The organism is Mesorhizobium sp. B2-6-1 (assembly GCF_006440475.1).
Classification (GTDB): domain Bacteria; phylum Pseudomonadota; class Alphaproteobacteria; order Rhizobiales; family Rhizobiaceae; genus Mesorhizobium.
The window spans coordinates 200,206-213,356 of record NZ_VFUH01000012.1 but is presented as its reverse complement, the minus strand read 5'-3'; the positions used below and the strand labels follow the sequence as shown (position 1 = coordinate 213,356).

Below are 13,151 nucleotides of genomic sequence, written 5' to 3'. Positions count from 1 at the left end.
TTTTCCGCGAATGCCGCCTGGAAGGCAGACACTGCGGGTCCTTTGACTTGATAGTGCGTGTCGCGCCACTCATCTGGGTTGCGGGCGTTTCCGAGCCAGTTGTCGGCAATACCGACACCGCCGGTGAACGCGACCAGCCCGTCGACGATGAGCAGCTTGCGATGGGTCCGGTTGTTTACACGATCCAACGTATACCAATGAATAGGTCTATAGCGCTGGAACCGCACGCCGGCGCTTGTCATGATCTCGATCAGGTCTTCATCGAACGGCAGGCTGCCGAGCCAGTCAACGAGCACACGGACCTCGACACCCTCCCGGGCTTTGGTTGCCAACGCGGTCGCGAACTCATAACCGACGACCCCCGACCAATAGATATAGGTCTCGAAATCAATTGTAGACCGAGCCGCATGGATTGCCTGCAGCATTGAAGGGAAGATCTCATCTCCGTTGACAAGGGTTTGTACCGAGTTTGAATCGAACAGCTGTCCTTGTGAATAACTGCTCATGCTCCTTGCAAATTCGGGATCCGACGCGTCGAATCGGTGCGGGACAAGCGTTCGCAAAATGCGTGGCTCTGGTGCCAAGTTTATGCTCAGCAAAGTGATCAGGCTGGCGATGACGGCAAGGGCCACGTATTTGAGGCTCTTAAGCAGCCTTCCCCGGTTTACGCCAAACCTCACTGGGTCCGCACCCGCCCGTAGCGCCGCGAGTCCGCATGGCACATCTCAATCGCCCTGCTGTTTACGAGTGCGATGCTTTTCGATTTCCTCTGGTTCCTCATCATCGATTCTGGTGATGTTCGATGCCGAGCTATTCGTTCGCAACATCTCATCCAGCTTGGCATGGATCGCCTGCGTGTCGCGATGTTCTGCGCGTTGAATGAACAGTGTCATGGCCCAGGTGAACAGGGTCGCCGCGCCGTGCCAGTTCAAACTCGCCCTGTCGAGAAATAGCCAAAGGGCCGCGTAAGCCAGCAGCACCAGGAATGCTGCCGGCCGAGAGGTCAACGTGCCAATTGAGGTGAGCACGCTCGTGATCGGGCGAGTTGCCATCATCAAGAACTTTCGACTGCAACGCAGGTTCCCGTTGTGCCAAGCTCTACAATGCATGCCGGCGGAGCGCCAAGCAGTGGTGGGAGCGCATGTTCCATTCCAAGCGGCGTTCGATCATCTTTTTTAGGAGCAGCCTGCGAGCATTCTCTATCTCACCATTTCGGCAGCAACGATCACCGTGGTTTGTGTTCCTCGATTGCGCGTTCGATAGCCTTTACGCGTCTCACCCAAGCGAAGGTCGGCAGTCTGGAAATCGTCTGATGGCCGCGCCACTGACAGTCTCCGAAGCCGACAGTTCCTCAACACGGGTTCGGGCGTCCAGCCGTGTGAAGATGCAATCGCTTCCAGTTCGGCGGCGGTTTGCGTCGTCGGCGCCCGCCAAACGGTGAGTACCCCGCAGCCGTGAGCGAGGCGGCCCATCAAATGACCGAAGATGTTGTCGCTCGACATCGCTGCATCGTACTTCAGCTGCCGAACCTCACGATTTGAGCTTCTATTGTGCAGCTTGCATCCGGAACCAAAGTCTGAGGAGCAAGTTTGGCCGTGAATGCCGAAGTTTGGCATGGCCATTCAAGGAAGGAAAATCCGATGAAAGTACAATGTGGGACGACGGCAGCTGCCGCTGCTTTGGTCATGTTAAGCTTGCCGGCGCTGGCCCAGACGAGTGGGACACCGGAGCTTAAGCCGCCGCCGCAGCAGTCTGGATCCACACCACTGCCAGGCCCTAACAAACAGACAGAAGACCAGACGCGTGAGATGATGCGGCAGATGATGGACGAGATGTTACAGGACAAGCTGCAGGGAGATCGCGGCCCCGAAGAAAGGCCTCCGCATCGGCAAGATTGGCACCGGGACATAGGGCAAGGGCCGCACGATGGGGACAGGATAGCTCGAAAGCCTGATCGCATGGGGCCTCGCATGATGCACGCGGCCAGGATGAAAATAATGTTTGCGATAATGGACGCCGACGGCGATGGAGCACTTTCGCAGAGCGAGATCCAGGATGTGATCGGGAGGATATTTGACGTCGTCGACGAGAACGGCGATGGCAGGATTGATTTGGAGGAGATTGAATCCTTCTCACATAGTCGCGGAAGTGGAGAGATGCAGTAGCACTTCGAACTTAGGCGCTTTTTTGGACGCTATCCCTAGCATCGGTTGGTAGTATGCCAGGCTGGTCGATCGGACCTCCACACCGATGCGAGCATGCTCGTGCAGTGACCCGAAGCAGGCAAGCGTCTCTTCAATTCGTGGAACGTGCCAGAGGCCGAAGTGCCTCGGCGCTTCCAGCAAGGTTTCATGAATTGGCTCAGTTCCGCACCCTGATGGGCGGCTGGTGCAGGCAAAGCACGTCTATTCAAATGCAGGACTGCACAAAACCCGGCGCAAGCCGAACATCCGCCTCACACACCCGACCTTGCGCGTCTCCGATGCCGCGGCGGCGCGGACTCGCCACGACTGATCAGATAATTCGCGACGATTCTCCTGTGGCAGCGCCACCAAAGCGTTTCCGAGCACATGATGGCGCACCGCTGCTGCCTGCCGACGGACAAACGAACCTTAACGGAGACTTTCATGGGCAAAAATCAGCATGTCGTACCTCGCGACGGTCAGTGGGCGGTGCTCGGCGCCGGCAATAACCGCGCCACTTCGCTTCATCCGACCCAAGCCGGTGCGGTCGCCTCGGCAAGAGACATCGCCATCAACCAGCACAGCGAGGTGGTGATCCATCGCCCCAACGGGCAGATCCGCGACTCGAACTCTTACGGCAACGATCCCTTCCCGCCGCGCGGTTAGCGGCTTCAACACAAGGATATCCTAAAATGCAGACCCAGGAGAACGAAAAGGGCAAGGACAAGACCGTCACCATCATTGTTGACGGCAGCCCCTACGAGGTCCCGAAGAAGGACACCATCACCTACGCCGAGGTGGTGACACTAGCTTATCCCGATTATCCGCAGCACCCGAGATCACCTACTCGGTAACTTACACCCGCGGCGACGGTCACAAGCCGGAAGGCATCCTGGCTCCGGGTGGCAGCGTGAAGGTCAAGGAAGGAATGGTCTTCAGTGTTAATCGAACTGGCCAGTCATAACGACGACATCCGCCGACTGCTTGAAAAGGGCTACGCCCTGAGGGTCGACACATTGCACCTCGTGGTCCGGGACGTTCCGTACCTCGCTCTCGCCGGATTGCCGAAGGGCCTTACACTGCACGGTTTGAGGAAGTCACTCGGGGTTTATCTCGCCGAGGCGGGAGCATCCACCAGGCAGATGATGGACGTTCTCGGCCATGACGATATCGACCATGCCGAACTCTATTCCCGGGAAGCGTCGCAGGTGCGTTTGGCTGTGCAGGGCATGGACCGAGTCGTAAGGCTGGTAACGCGCAAACCATGCTTGGCGAACCTGTTGGCCAACCTCGTGGCGAACCACCATTTAACGCACTATAAATAACGATAATGGTGGGCCCGGAGGGACTCGAACCCCCAACCAAGCGGTTATGAGCCGCCGGCTCTAACCATTGAGCTACAGGCCCCACGCGGGCTGGATTAATGTTTTTCGCATCGCGGCACAAGGCTTTCCGGGACCGCTGGTCACAATCGTCCAAATCAGCCCATAATCGCGCCATAAGGAGCCGCGTGCGCCCGCTGGGCGCGGATATGCTTACCCGAGGAGATTTCATGACCAGACCTCTTTTGCCCCTCGCACTCGCCGCCGCCATCGCCTTTCCGGCGCTGGCCGCGGCCGCTGAGTCGCCGACACCGCCCCGTATCGTGGTTTCGGGCGAAGGGGCGGCGACTGTAGCGCCCGACCTGGCGGTCCTGACGCTCAGCGTCATGCGCGAAGCCAAGACGGCGCGCGCCGCACTGGATGCCAACAACGACGCCATGGCGGCCGTGATCGCCGCGATGAAGTCGGCCGGCATCAAGGACCGCGACCTCCAGACCGCGGGCATCCAGATCAATCCGCGCTATAACTACACAAACAAGCCCGACGGCGGCCAGGAGGCCGAATTGATTGCTTACCAGGTAACCAACACACTGTCGGTGCGCGTGCGCGACGTCGACAAGACCGGTGAGATCCTCGACAAGGCGGTGTCGCTGGGCGTCAACCAGGGCGGCGGCATCGTCTTCACCAACGACAATCCGGCTGCCACCGTCACCGAAGCGCGCAAAAAGGCGGTGGCCGATGCCATGGCCAAGGCCAAGACGCTGGCGGAAGCAGCCGGCGTCAGTATAGGCCGGGTGATCGAAATCACTGACCAGAACATCGCGCCGCCACCGATGCCGATCAACGCCAAGGCCTTCGACGCGGCCGTCGGTGCTGCTCCGGTGCAGGCCGGCGAGAACGCCTACAATGTCCAGGTCACCGTTACCTTCGAACTGAAATAAGCGTCTTCGATGGTCCATGGCCGAGCCCGACCCTGAACCGTCCGCCGTGGTGCATGAAAAAACCCGCGGGATCGCTCCCGCGGGTTTTTTGAGCCGCATTCTTCCCGAAGGAAAGCGGCTCCACTACTCCAGACCGACCTTCGCAGAAGGTCGTGTCTCCAGACTGATCCTGACAGGATCGATCTTCGCAGAGGGTGGGTGTCTGCCGACTGACCCCGCAGAGGATCATGCCGCTACCAACCCTCGCAGAAGGTCGCGCCTTAAGAGGCTCAGCGGTTGATGATCGGGCAACCACGCTCATTGGCGAACACGATGACGACGCGGTCGCCATACTGGCGGCCCATCACCTTGACCGTGCGGCGGCTGACGTCGACGACGCGGGCACGGTGCAGCCCCATGCGTTCGGCCTTGTTCAGGGCCCAGTCGGGCGAACAGCCGCGGCGCCAGTCGTCGCGGCGTTCATCGCGGCGGTGGCGATAGCCGTCATCGCCGGCATAGACGCCGAAGCGCGGATCGTTGTTGTTGCCGAAGCCCAGGTAAAGGCTGTCGGCATGGGCGGGAACGGCCGCCAGCGTGCCGAGGCCGACGAGGGCCGAAAGGGCTGCCGTTTTCACCGAGTTGAACATGGTCTTCTCTCCTTGTTGCGGGCTCTCGCCCGTCCTCTTCAAATCGATGATGGGAGAATGCACCCGCCTGTCTGAACTATTTACGAACCTGCCGTTCATCGGCGGTTCATGTGGCGGAAAAAGGAAGCTTCTACGGGTTTTCCAACAATGTGCCCCAAACGTCTCGCATGGTTCCTGGTTCCTGCGCGCCCTTGCGGACACCGGCCTCAGGGCTCGTCATCCCGATGCGAGCTATGGTTCCTCGTCCCGATGCGAGCTTATGGCTCGTCGTCAAGCATATAGTCGAAATAATCCTCCGGCTCGGCCAGATCCGTCTCGTTGGCCTTGACCCGGCCGCGCATCGACATGCCGGCCTCATGCACCGTCTCGGCACTGCCCGACACCAGACGGTGCCACCAGTAGAGATCGTGCCCCTCCGCGACCAGCCGGTAGGCGCAGGTGCTGGGCAGCCAACTGATGGTGCGTACATTTTGCGGCGTCAGCCCGACGCAATCGAGAACGCGCGCCAGCCGGTTGTGATAGTCTGAACAGCGGCATGTCTGCGCGTCGAACAGGCGGCAGCCGACGCTGGTCCAGTAGATGTCGCCAGTATCCTCGTCCTCGAGCTTCGACAGGCAGCATTTGCCGCAGCCGTCGCAGAGCGATTCCCACTCGGCCGGGCTCATTGCTTCCAGCGTCTTTGTTTTCCAGAACGGCGTTTCCATCTCCGGCATGTGGCCCCAGCCGCCGCGAAGGTCAAGCAGGGCAAAGGCTGGAATGGGGCGGCACCCCCGTCGAAAGACATGAAGTTGCCTTCAAAAGGCCGGCCAATCGCCCCGTACGGTCCCTAACCATGAGCCGCCGGAACCAATTTCGTTAAAATCGGTTTCGGCAAGGATGGGACCCCACAAGGAGAATTTCGATGAAACGCCAACCACGGATTCTGGCAGGCACCGCACTCGGCCTGCTGATGGCATCCGCGCCGTTGGGCGCATCCCCGCTTCAGGGAAGTGCCGCGTTCGGCCCCATGCGAGACAGCGCAATGCCGCTGGTCCTGGCCCAGGACACCCAGACTGACGATGCACAGCAGAGCGACCAGGAACTGCTACGCAAGAAGAAGCGCGATCAGCAACAACAGCAGACCGAACAGGCACCCGCACAGCAGGCCGCACCAGCTGCCGAGGAACAACAGCCACGCAGGAAGAAGCGCGACCAGCAGCAGGTCGAGCAGGCGCCCGCCGGTGAAGCCGCGCCCGCCGTCGAGGAACAGCAGCCGCGCAGGAAGAAGCGCGACCAACAACAGCAGACCGAACAGGCACCGGCGGGCCAAACGGAACCTGCCAACGACAACCAGCGCAAGAAGCGCAAACAGGAGCAGCAGGCCGAGCCCAGCGCCGTGCCGACACCGAAGGAAGCACCTGCCGCAGAAGCACCCAAGGCAGAACCGGCACCCTCAGGCGAGCGGCCGGCAGCCCAGGGCGAACAACCCCAGGACAAGAGGAAAAAGAACGCCAGACAACCGGCTAGCGAGCAGCCGGCCAATGGCGAACAGCAGCCGGCCAATGGCGAACAACAGCAAACCGGCAGGCAGCCTGCAACGGGCGAGCAGCCGGCCACGGGTGAACAGCCCAGTGCCGGCAAGGCCGCGCCTGTCCAGGGGCAAAACCCCGAGCAGGCCGAGACGTCCGCCGACAAGAACGCTGCCCCCATTCTCGACAGCCAGAAGGATGCCAGACGCCGCGGCCGCGGCGAGAACGGCCAGGCCAGCAGGAACCCCGCCAACCAGAATGGCGAGCAGCAAAATGGCGAGCAGCAGAATGGTGGGCAAAACGCCCGGCAGGGCGGTGCTCAGGGCCGCCAACCCGCGGTCGCTCCCGTCGACCAGGGTCCGCCCCCGACCGACGATAGAGCTGCTCAGCAGGAGATCAAACCGGAAAAAATCGTCCCGGTTACCGAGGAGAAGGGCAAACGCCTCGAGCGCGCACCGGACGAGAACATCCGCGACCGCCGCCGCCCCAAGGGTGTCGACGTGCTCAAGGAGATCGGCGATCGCGTCATCATTCAGCTCAACGATCAGACATACGTTCAGAGCAGTGACCGGCCGCGCCTGACCCGCGGCGCCAAGGATGTCTACTATGAGGATCTGTCGCAAGGCCGCACGCGCGAGACAGTCGAGCGCGACAACGGCGTGCAGATCGTCACCATCCGCAACCGCTACGGCGACATCATCCAGCGGTCGCGCATCATGCCCGACGGTCATGAGTATGTGTTGAGCTATGTCGACGAACGAAGCTACGACGACGATAACGATTGGCGCGATCCGGGCGACGACCTACCACCGATGCGGCTGACCATTCCGCGCCGGGACTACATCCTTGACTCCGAAGAGGTCGAAAGCCCGGACGACTACTACACCTTCCTCGAGCAACCGCCGGTGGAGAAGGTGCAGCGCCTCTATTCGATCAACGAGGTCAAGCGTTCCGCACGGGTGCGCGACATTGCCCGACGCATCGATCTTGACACGCTGAACTTCGAATTCGGCTCTTCCTCGATCTCCGATGCCGAGGTGCAGAAGCTCGAGGGTGTCGCCACGGCCATGGAGAAGCTGTTGAAGAAGAACCCGGCCGAGACCTTCCTTATCGAAGGCCACACGGACGCTGTCGGCACACCGGAGGCGAACCTCGCTCTGTCGGACCGCCGCGCCGAAGCGGTGGCCGAAGCGCTGACCAACGCCTTCGGCATACCGCCTGAAAACCTGACCACGCAGGGCTATGGCGAGGAATATCTGAAGGTCGACACCTCAGGCCCCAATCGCGAGAACCGGCGTGTCGCCATCCGCCGCATCACCTCGCTGGTGGCGCCGGTGGCGAGCAACAACTGACCACGATCCGGGAGCCGGAAACCGGCTTTCGGAAAAGATCATGGTCCACAAATGTCTGCATTTCCAGGCGCTTGAGCAGGCTTCTGGAATCGGATCGGTAAAAAGCCCATCCCGGTTTCGCCGGGATGGGCGAGATCGCGGCAACGGCCCAAGTTCAACAAGAATTGTCCTGGCGTCGGGTCCCGCTCATTGAATCGCGAGATGGCCTACCCCAGATTCAGGATCGGGCGTTCCCTGCCCCGTCCCGACTCCAGCGGGACGCACTGAGCCCCGCCGGCCCTCTCCGGCGGGGCTTTTTGCTCAGAGCAACTCCAGGAATGTCTGAAACCGAGTTCCATCCGGAATTTGCGCCTCGATACATCTTTAGAAAGCCGTCCTGATCTTCGTGTCGGAATTGGCAAACACCTCGTCCGGGACAAAAAAGTCGCCGGCCAGCGGCCCGGCCGCACCCGGCGCATACACCGAAAAATCGCTGATCCCCTCGGCGCGCAGCACTTCCTCGTCGATGTAGAAATTGCCGGTCGCTTCGCGTGATGGCCGCATGAAGATGGCATGCGCGGCATCGGCCATGATTTCGGGCGAACGGCTCATCGCCGCCACCGTCGCGCCGCCCAGAAGATTGCGCACCGCCGCGGTATCGATGGTCGAGATCGGCCACAGCGAATTGACCGCGATGCCGTCCTTGGCGAACTCCGCGCTCATGCCCAGCGTGCACATGGACATGCCGAACTTGGCCATGGTGTAGGCGACATGGTTCTTGAACCACTTGGCCTTCGTGTCGAGCGGCGGCGCCAGATTCAAGATATGAGGATTCCCGGCCAACTTCAGGTGCGGAATGCACATTTTGGAAACGAGAAACGTGCCGCGCGTGTTGATCTGGTGCATCAGGTCGTAACGCTTCATGTCGGTTTCCAGGGTCCCGGTGAGCTGGATAGCGCTGGCATTGTTGACACAGATATCGATGCCGCCGAATTTTTCGACCGTCTTCGACACCGCTTCGGCCACTTGCGCCTCCTCGCGAATGTCGCACAGGACCGGCAGCGCCTTGCCGCCGGCTTGCTCGATCTCTTCAGCGGCGGTGTAGATCGTGCCCGGCAGCTTCGGATGTGGCTCAGCGGTCTTGGCCGCGATCGTCACATTGGCGCCGTCGCGCGCGGCGCGCAAAGCGATCGCCAGCCCGATGCCGCGCGACCCGCCGGAGATGAACAGCGTCTTTCCCTTGAGCGACATTTTTCCTCCGCTTGCTTGTCTCGTAGCGCGATCCTTGCCTGTGGCGGTCCCCGGATACAAGAGCTTGCGGCAGCGGCTGACGGTGACGCTGCGGAGGGTCCGTTCCTTGCCGCTGTAAATGATCTGGAGCTATAGGGGCAGCGCTGACTTTGACGATAATCGTCAAATCCTGGCTGAGACGTCACCCTAGACCAGCACCAGCCCCTGCCGCATCGCAATGGCGATGGCATCCGTGCGGTTGGCAGCGCCCAATTTGATCAGAATCGCGGCGACATGGAACTTCGCCGTATGAACGGAAATGTCGAGCCGCCGCGCGATCACCTTGTTGGGCGCGCCTTCGGCCAGCAGCGCCAGCACTTCCGCTTCTCGCGGCGACAGCGTCGGGCGGGCGGCATGCTCGTCGGGATGCTCCTCGTCGAAAAGGCCGTCGCCGCCAATATCACCGCCTTGGAAATCATCGCGGCGGCCAGGAACGGATCCGCTGTCGCCAAAGACGCGGTAGCCGGCCGCCGCCAGCCTGGCGGCGGCCGCAATCAGCATTGCATCCGCCGCCGTCGGCAGCACGGCGAACACCTGCCCCTGCGGCCGTGCCAGGCCGGCCTGCGAAGACAACAGCACCCGCGCGGTCGCGGCGGGAACGGCGTCGCCCTTCCCTGTTCCCGCACCCGTGGGGCCGGCGGTCTCGTCGACGATGGCGACATCAACCGCTTCGCTGCTGCCCGGCGTCACCGGCAGCAGATCGTCGGTCGCGGCAAGCGACACGGACAGCCGCTCGGCGCGCGCGGCATCACCGAGCGCCACCAGCACGACCAGCTGCCGCTCGCCGGTGCCGCTTTGCGTCATCTCGCCTGTCGCGATCGCCTCCATCAATCCTCTCAGTTAAGCGGCTTTTCGCCGATCGTCAGCGCCACGTCTCGCTGTTCTCCGCCGCGCACGACACCGAGCGTAACCGAAGCTCCGGCGCTGTCGGGCCCGAGCCTGCGGATCAGCTCGCGCGGGCCGCTCACCGCCTCGCCGTTCCAGGCGACGATGATGTCGCCGAGGGAAAGGCCGGCGGCCTTGGCCGGACCGTTGTCATCAAGGCTCATGACGATGGCGCCGCGGGCCTCGCCGTCGCGGATCGGATGCAAGCCGGCGCCGAGATAGCCGCGGGCGACATGGCCTTTTTCGCGCAGCGTCGCGACCGCCCGCTCGATCGTCTCGTAAGGCATGACCAGCGCGCGGCCGCGCGGCCCGAACAACAGCATGCCGATCAGCGCGCCCTTGGCATCGAGCACCGGGCCGCCCTCGAAACGGCCGCCGGCGCCCACCGCCAGGTTGATGCGCCGGTCGATGGTGCCGCCGCGCATTGAGCGCCAGGCCGGGCCGACTTCGCCGACCGAGCCTGAAACTGCCAACGCCGAACCCCGGCTGTTGCCGATGGCGACGGCAATGTTGCCGGGCCGCACCGCATCCGCTTTGGCCAACGGCTCGGCATTGGTAGCACCGGCCGGCTTGAGCAGGGCGACGCCGGTCGAGGGATCGCGGCCGACAAGATCGGCCTTCACCGTCTCGCCCGAAGCCAGCGTCAGCTCGATCTCCTCGCCGGCCTCGACGGCTTCCTCGGCGGCAACGAAGTAGCCGTCGCGCCAATGGAAAGCGCTCGCTGTGCGATGATTGTGGGTGGTGAAGCTCGCGGTCGCCGGTGCCGCCTTGGCTGCCAGATCGGCAATGGCTTCCGAAAAGGCACTTAGATTGAATTCGCTCATAGCAGTCTCCTGGGTTCATCCATGCCCCAGATATCGCGCGGCAGCGCGCTTGGAGATACTCGCCTGACGGCTAGTCGGCCGGGCGACTGGCCATCTGGTCAGGTCGCGGCGGATGAAGCCGCTCCGCACATATAGTCATCGTTGCGCCTGAAAACATGGAGCCTGCCAATGGCCGTTGCTGCCGCCAAATTCCAATCCGACGACGCGCTGCTCGACGCCTACTCGACGACGGTGGCCGATGCTGTCGACCGCATCGGCCCGGCTGTCTGCCGCATCGAGCGCATCGGTGGCCAGGGCGGGCATGGGTCGGGCTTCGTCATTGCGCATGATGGGCTCGTCGTCACCAACTTCCACGTCGTCGGCGATGCCAGAACGGTGCGCGTATCGATGCCCGACGGCGCCTCCAGCGAAGGCCGCGTGCTCGGCCGCGACGCCGACACCGACATCGCGCTGGTGCGCGCCGACGGCAGCTTTGCCGATGTCGCGCCGCTGGGCGATTCCAAGCGCCTGCGGCGCGGCCAGATCGCCATAGCCATCGGCAACCCGCTCGGCTTCGAATGGACCGTCACCTCGGGCGTCGTCTCGGCGCTCGGCCGCTCGATGCGCGCTTCCACCGGGCGGCTGATCGACGACGTCATCCAGACCGACGCCGCGCTCAACCCCGGCAATTCCGGCGGACCGTTGGTATCCTCGGCGGGCGAGGTGATCGGCGTCAACACCGCCATGATCCATGGTGCGCAAGGCATTGCCTTTGCCGTCGCCTCCAACACCGCCAATTTCGTCATTTCGGAGATCATCCGTTTCGGCCGCGTACGCCGCGCCTTCATCGGGGTGTCGGCCGACACCGTGAACCTGCCCCGTCGCGCGGCCCTTCTGTCGCAAGTGTCGAGCAAGACCGCGGTTCGGCTGCGCGGCGTCGAGAAGGAGGGCCCTGCGGCCAAGGCCGGCCTCAGGGAAGGCGATATCGTCGCCGCGATAGACGGCCGACCGGTCACCGGCGTCGACGACCTGGTGCGTTTGCTCGACGCCGAGCGGATCGGCCGCGAGACGCGGTGCACGGTGGTGCGCCGCACCGGTGTCAGCCAGGTGACAGTGACGCCAGTGGCAAGGGCTGGTTGAGGGTTTCCACTCAGGCGCTCACTGCACCCTGCGCATACTGTGCCAGGAATTCCTCGCTTGGCGGGATCGGCTTGATGACATCGATCAGGACGCCGTTGGGATCCCTGGTGATGAAATGGCGCTGGCCAAAAGGCTCGTCGCGCAGGGACCGAAGGATGGACAGGCCGGCGGCTGTGATCCGCTCATAGACCGCATCGGGATCACGGACTTCGAAGTTGATCAGCAGGCCCGAGCTCCGACCCCGTCCCTCTTCCGGGATCGTCTCATGGTCGCCTTGCACGATACCGAGATTGACGCGCTTGCTCTCCACCGATTGCAGATGCACGTACCAGTCGCTCGTAAACAGCGGCCGGAAGGCGAAATGTTCGACATAGAACGCCGCTGTGCCGGCAACGTCCCCGGTCATCAGCACCGGATAGTAGCTCGTCGTCTTCATCTTTCCTTCTCCCGTCAAGCAACATACAGTCTGCATGTAAATTGAATTAACATACAGGCTGCATGTATGCAACAGAGATCAGCGCGCCGTTCCAACCGTGACCGCACCGAGGCGACACGCGCCGATCTGATCGCCGCAGCGCGAAAACTGTTCATCGAAAAATCCTACGCCGAGACCGGCACACCAGAGATCGTCGCCGCGGCCGGCGTGACGCGCGGCGCGCTCTACCACCACTTCTCCGACAAGCAGGCGCTGTTCGGCGCCGTCGTCGAGCAGGAGGCAGAGGCCGTGGCGCGGGAGATCGAAGGCGCCGCGCCGCCTTCGATCAATGCCCGCGACGCGCTCATTGCCGGCTCCGACGCCTATCTTGCCGCCATGCGCGCGCCCGGCCGCACGCGGCTCCTGCTGCTCGACGGCCCGGCCGTGCTCGGCCGCGCCGAAATGGACGCCATCGACAACCGCCATGGCAATCGCTCGCTGCGCGAAGGGCTGGTCGCGGCGATGCGGGCGAGGACGATGAAGAAGCTTCCGGCCGAAGCGACGACCGCCCTGCTCGCCGCCGCTTTCGACCGCGCGGCACTTGCCATCGAGGCGGGCGGTTCGGCCGAAGACTACCGCAACGTTCTCACGGCACTGATCGATGGGTTGTTCCGCGCCTGATCCGAAGGCTCACCGGTGGTGAGATC

The 13,151-nt window shown here is 62.7% G+C and carries 15 protein-coding genes, 1 tRNA gene and 4 pseudogenes; 9 read left to right on the top strand and 11 right to left on the bottom strand.

Annotated elements, in window-relative coordinates:
* The 3 genes and pseudogenes from FJ443_RS23645 to FJ443_RS31735 all read right to left on the bottom strand — a co-directional run.
* Positions 1–632: phospholipase D-like domain-containing protein (locus FJ443_RS23645; RefSeq protein WP_246681242.1), on the bottom strand; the 632-nt coding region annotated here is incomplete at its 3' end.
* Positions 633–725: 93 nt separating this feature from the next.
* Positions 726–1,052 carry a low affinity iron permease family protein gene (locus FJ443_RS23640; RefSeq protein WP_140632143.1) on the bottom strand — a complete coding sequence of 109 codons (327 nt, stop codon included), beginning with the start codon at positions 1,050–1,052 and terminating at the stop codon, positions 726–728.
* Between the two features lie 179 nt (positions 1,053–1,231).
* Positions 1,232–1,418 (bottom strand): annotated as a pseudogene (locus tag FJ443_RS31735) (serine/threonine protein kinase); the annotation flags it as partial.
* A 177-nt stretch (positions 1,419–1,595) separates the two neighbouring features.
* On the opposite strand from FJ443_RS31735, the gene FJ443_RS23625 reads away from it, so the two are divergent.
* Positions 1,596–2,165, top strand: a complete 570-nt coding sequence (locus FJ443_RS23625) for an EF-hand domain-containing protein (RefSeq protein WP_224655859.1) — start codon at positions 1,596–1,598, stop codon at positions 2,163–2,165.
* A gap of 332 nt (positions 2,166–2,497) precedes the next feature.
* Here FJ443_RS23625 and FJ443_RS31730 read toward each other — a convergent pair.
* Positions 2,498–2,602: pseudogene (locus FJ443_RS31730) on the bottom strand (DUF488 family protein); the annotation flags it as partial.
* Between the two features lie 25 nt (positions 2,603–2,627).
* On the opposite strand from FJ443_RS31730, the gene FJ443_RS23615 reads away from it, so the two are divergent.
* From FJ443_RS23615 to FJ443_RS31715, 4 genes and pseudogenes are all read left to right on the top strand, one after another.
* Positions 2,628–2,849 carry a DUF2188 domain-containing protein gene (locus FJ443_RS23615; RefSeq protein ID WP_140495891.1) on the top strand — a complete coding sequence of 74 codons (222 nt, stop codon included), beginning with the start codon at positions 2,628–2,630 and terminating at the stop codon, positions 2,847–2,849.
* A gap of 26 nt (positions 2,850–2,875) precedes the next feature.
* Positions 2,876–3,037, top strand: coding sequence for a multiubiquitin domain-containing protein (locus tag FJ443_RS31725; protein WP_246679088.1), 162 nt, complete (start codon positions 2,876–2,878; stop codon positions 3,035–3,037).
* A gap of 84 nt (positions 3,038–3,121) precedes the next feature.
* A pseudogene (locus tag FJ443_RS32070) lies at positions 3,122–3,223 on the top strand (hypothetical protein); the annotation flags it as partial.
* A gap of 3 nt (positions 3,224–3,226) precedes the next feature.
* Positions 3,227–3,433 (top strand): annotated as a pseudogene (locus FJ443_RS31715) (tyrosine-type recombinase/integrase); the annotation flags it as partial.
* 81 nt (positions 3,434–3,514) lie between these two features.
* On the opposite strand, the gene FJ443_RS23600 reads toward FJ443_RS31715, so the two are convergent.
* A tRNA-Ile gene (locus FJ443_RS23600) sits at positions 3,515–3,590 on the bottom strand.
* 145 nt (positions 3,591–3,735) lie between these two features.
* Here FJ443_RS23600 and FJ443_RS23595 point away from each other — a divergent pair.
* Positions 3,736–4,446: an SIMPL domain-containing protein gene (locus FJ443_RS23595; RefSeq protein ID WP_140524832.1), complete on the top strand. Its 711-nt coding sequence runs from the start codon at positions 3,736–3,738 to the stop codon at positions 4,444–4,446.
* Positions 4,447–4,715: 269 nt separating this feature from the next.
* Here FJ443_RS23595 and FJ443_RS23590 read toward each other — a convergent pair whose 3' ends face one another.
* Entirely contained in the window at positions 4,716–5,072 is a 357-nt protein-coding gene (locus FJ443_RS23590) for a hypothetical protein (protein ID WP_140516721.1), read from the bottom strand.
* Between the two features lie 257 nt (positions 5,073–5,329).
* Positions 5,330–5,776 carry a YcgN family cysteine cluster protein gene (locus tag FJ443_RS23585; protein ID WP_140560716.1) on the bottom strand — a complete coding sequence of 149 codons (447 nt, stop codon included), beginning with the start codon at positions 5,774–5,776 and terminating at the stop codon, positions 5,330–5,332.
* 197 nt (positions 5,777–5,973) lie between these two features.
* Between FJ443_RS23585 and FJ443_RS23580 the strand changes: the two genes are divergently transcribed.
* The gene (locus FJ443_RS23580) at positions 5,974–7,932 is read left to right on the top strand and encodes an OmpA family protein (RefSeq protein WP_140666153.1); all 1,959 of its coding nucleotides are present in this window, start codon (positions 5,974–5,976) and stop codon (positions 7,930–7,932) included.
* Between the two features lie 363 nt (positions 7,933–8,295).
* On the opposite strand, the gene FJ443_RS23575 is transcribed toward FJ443_RS23580, so the two are convergent.
* From FJ443_RS23575 to FJ443_RS23565, 3 genes are all read right to left on the bottom strand, one after another.
* Positions 8,296–9,162 (bottom strand): NAD(P)-dependent oxidoreductase, encoded by an 867-nt coding sequence (locus FJ443_RS23575; protein WP_140555964.1) that lies wholly within the window; start codon positions 9,160–9,162, stop codon positions 8,296–8,298.
* Between the two features lie 186 nt (positions 9,163–9,348).
* Positions 9,349–10,029 (bottom strand): helix-turn-helix transcriptional regulator, encoded by a 681-nt coding sequence (locus FJ443_RS23570; RefSeq protein WP_140666151.1) that lies wholly within the window; start codon positions 10,027–10,029, stop codon positions 9,349–9,351.
* A gap of 8 nt (positions 10,030–10,037) precedes the next feature.
* A complete protein-coding gene (locus tag FJ443_RS23565; RefSeq protein ID WP_140524834.1) occupies positions 10,038–10,910 on the bottom strand; it encodes a S1C family serine protease in 873 nt (290 codons plus the stop codon).
* Between the two features lie 168 nt (positions 10,911–11,078).
* On the opposite strand from FJ443_RS23565, the gene FJ443_RS23560 reads away from it, so the two are divergent.
* Positions 11,079–12,029 carry a trypsin-like peptidase domain-containing protein gene (locus tag FJ443_RS23560; protein WP_140581996.1) on the top strand — a complete coding sequence of 317 codons (951 nt, stop codon included), beginning with the start codon at positions 11,079–11,081 and terminating at the stop codon, positions 12,027–12,029.
* 10 nt (positions 12,030–12,039) lie between these two features.
* Here FJ443_RS23560 and FJ443_RS23555 read toward each other — a convergent pair whose 3' ends face one another.
* Positions 12,040–12,465, bottom strand: coding sequence for a VOC family protein (locus FJ443_RS23555; protein ID WP_140555970.1), 426 nt, complete (start codon positions 12,463–12,465; stop codon positions 12,040–12,042).
* Between the two features lie 66 nt (positions 12,466–12,531).
* On the opposite strand from FJ443_RS23555, the gene FJ443_RS23550 reads away from it, so the two are divergent.
* Entirely contained in the window at positions 12,532–13,125 is a 594-nt protein-coding gene (locus FJ443_RS23550) for a TetR/AcrR family transcriptional regulator (RefSeq protein ID WP_140560665.1), read from the top strand.
* Positions 13,126–13,151: the final 26 nt, after the last annotated feature.

What these genes read in the sequence shown, in the direction of transcription:
- FJ443_RS23640 (WP_140632143.1), bottom strand. Translation starts at nt 1,052, where the DNA reads ATGGCAACTCGCCCGATCACGAGCGTGCTCACCTCAATTGGCACGTTG.
- FJ443_RS23590 (WP_140516721.1), bottom strand. Translation starts at nt 5,072, where the DNA reads ATGTTCAACTCGGTGAAAACGGCAGCCCTTTCGGCCCTCGTCGGCCTC.
- FJ443_RS23550 (WP_140560665.1), top strand. Translation starts at nt 12,532, where the DNA reads ATGCAACAGAGATCAGCGCGCCGTTCCAACCGTGACCGCACCGAGGCG.
- FJ443_RS31725 (WP_246679088.1), top strand. Translation starts at nt 2,876, where the DNA reads ATGCAGACCCAGGAGAACGAAAAGGGCAAGGACAAGACCGTCACCATC.
- FJ443_RS23615 (WP_140495891.1), top strand. Translation starts at nt 2,628, where the DNA reads ATGGGCAAAAATCAGCATGTCGTACCTCGCGACGGTCAGTGGGCGGTG.
- FJ443_RS23560 (WP_140581996.1), top strand. Translation starts at nt 11,079, where the DNA reads ATGGCCGTTGCTGCCGCCAAATTCCAATCCGACGACGCGCTGCTCGAC.
- FJ443_RS23555 (WP_140555970.1), bottom strand. Translation starts at nt 12,465, where the DNA reads ATGAAGACGACGAGCTACTATCCGGTGCTGATGACCGGGGACGTTGCC.
- FJ443_RS23565 (WP_140524834.1), bottom strand. Translation starts at nt 10,910, where the DNA reads ATGAGCGAATTCAATCTAAGTGCCTTTTCGGAAGCCATTGCCGATCTG.
- FJ443_RS23585 (WP_140560716.1), bottom strand. Translation starts at nt 5,776, where the DNA reads ATGGAAACGCCGTTCTGGAAAACAAAGACGCTGGAAGCAATGAGCCCG.
- FJ443_RS23595 (WP_140524832.1), top strand. Translation starts at nt 3,736, where the DNA reads ATGACCAGACCTCTTTTGCCCCTCGCACTCGCCGCCGCCATCGCCTTT.
- FJ443_RS23580 (WP_140666153.1), top strand. Translation starts at nt 5,974, where the DNA reads ATGAAACGCCAACCACGGATTCTGGCAGGCACCGCACTCGGCCTGCTG.
- FJ443_RS23575 (WP_140555964.1), bottom strand. Translation starts at nt 9,162, where the DNA reads ATGTCGCTCAAGGGAAAGACGCTGTTCATCTCCGGCGGGTCGCGCGGC.
- FJ443_RS23570 (WP_140666151.1), bottom strand. Translation starts at nt 10,029, where the DNA reads ATGGAGGCGATCGCGACAGGCGAGATGACGCAAAGCGGCACCGGCGAG.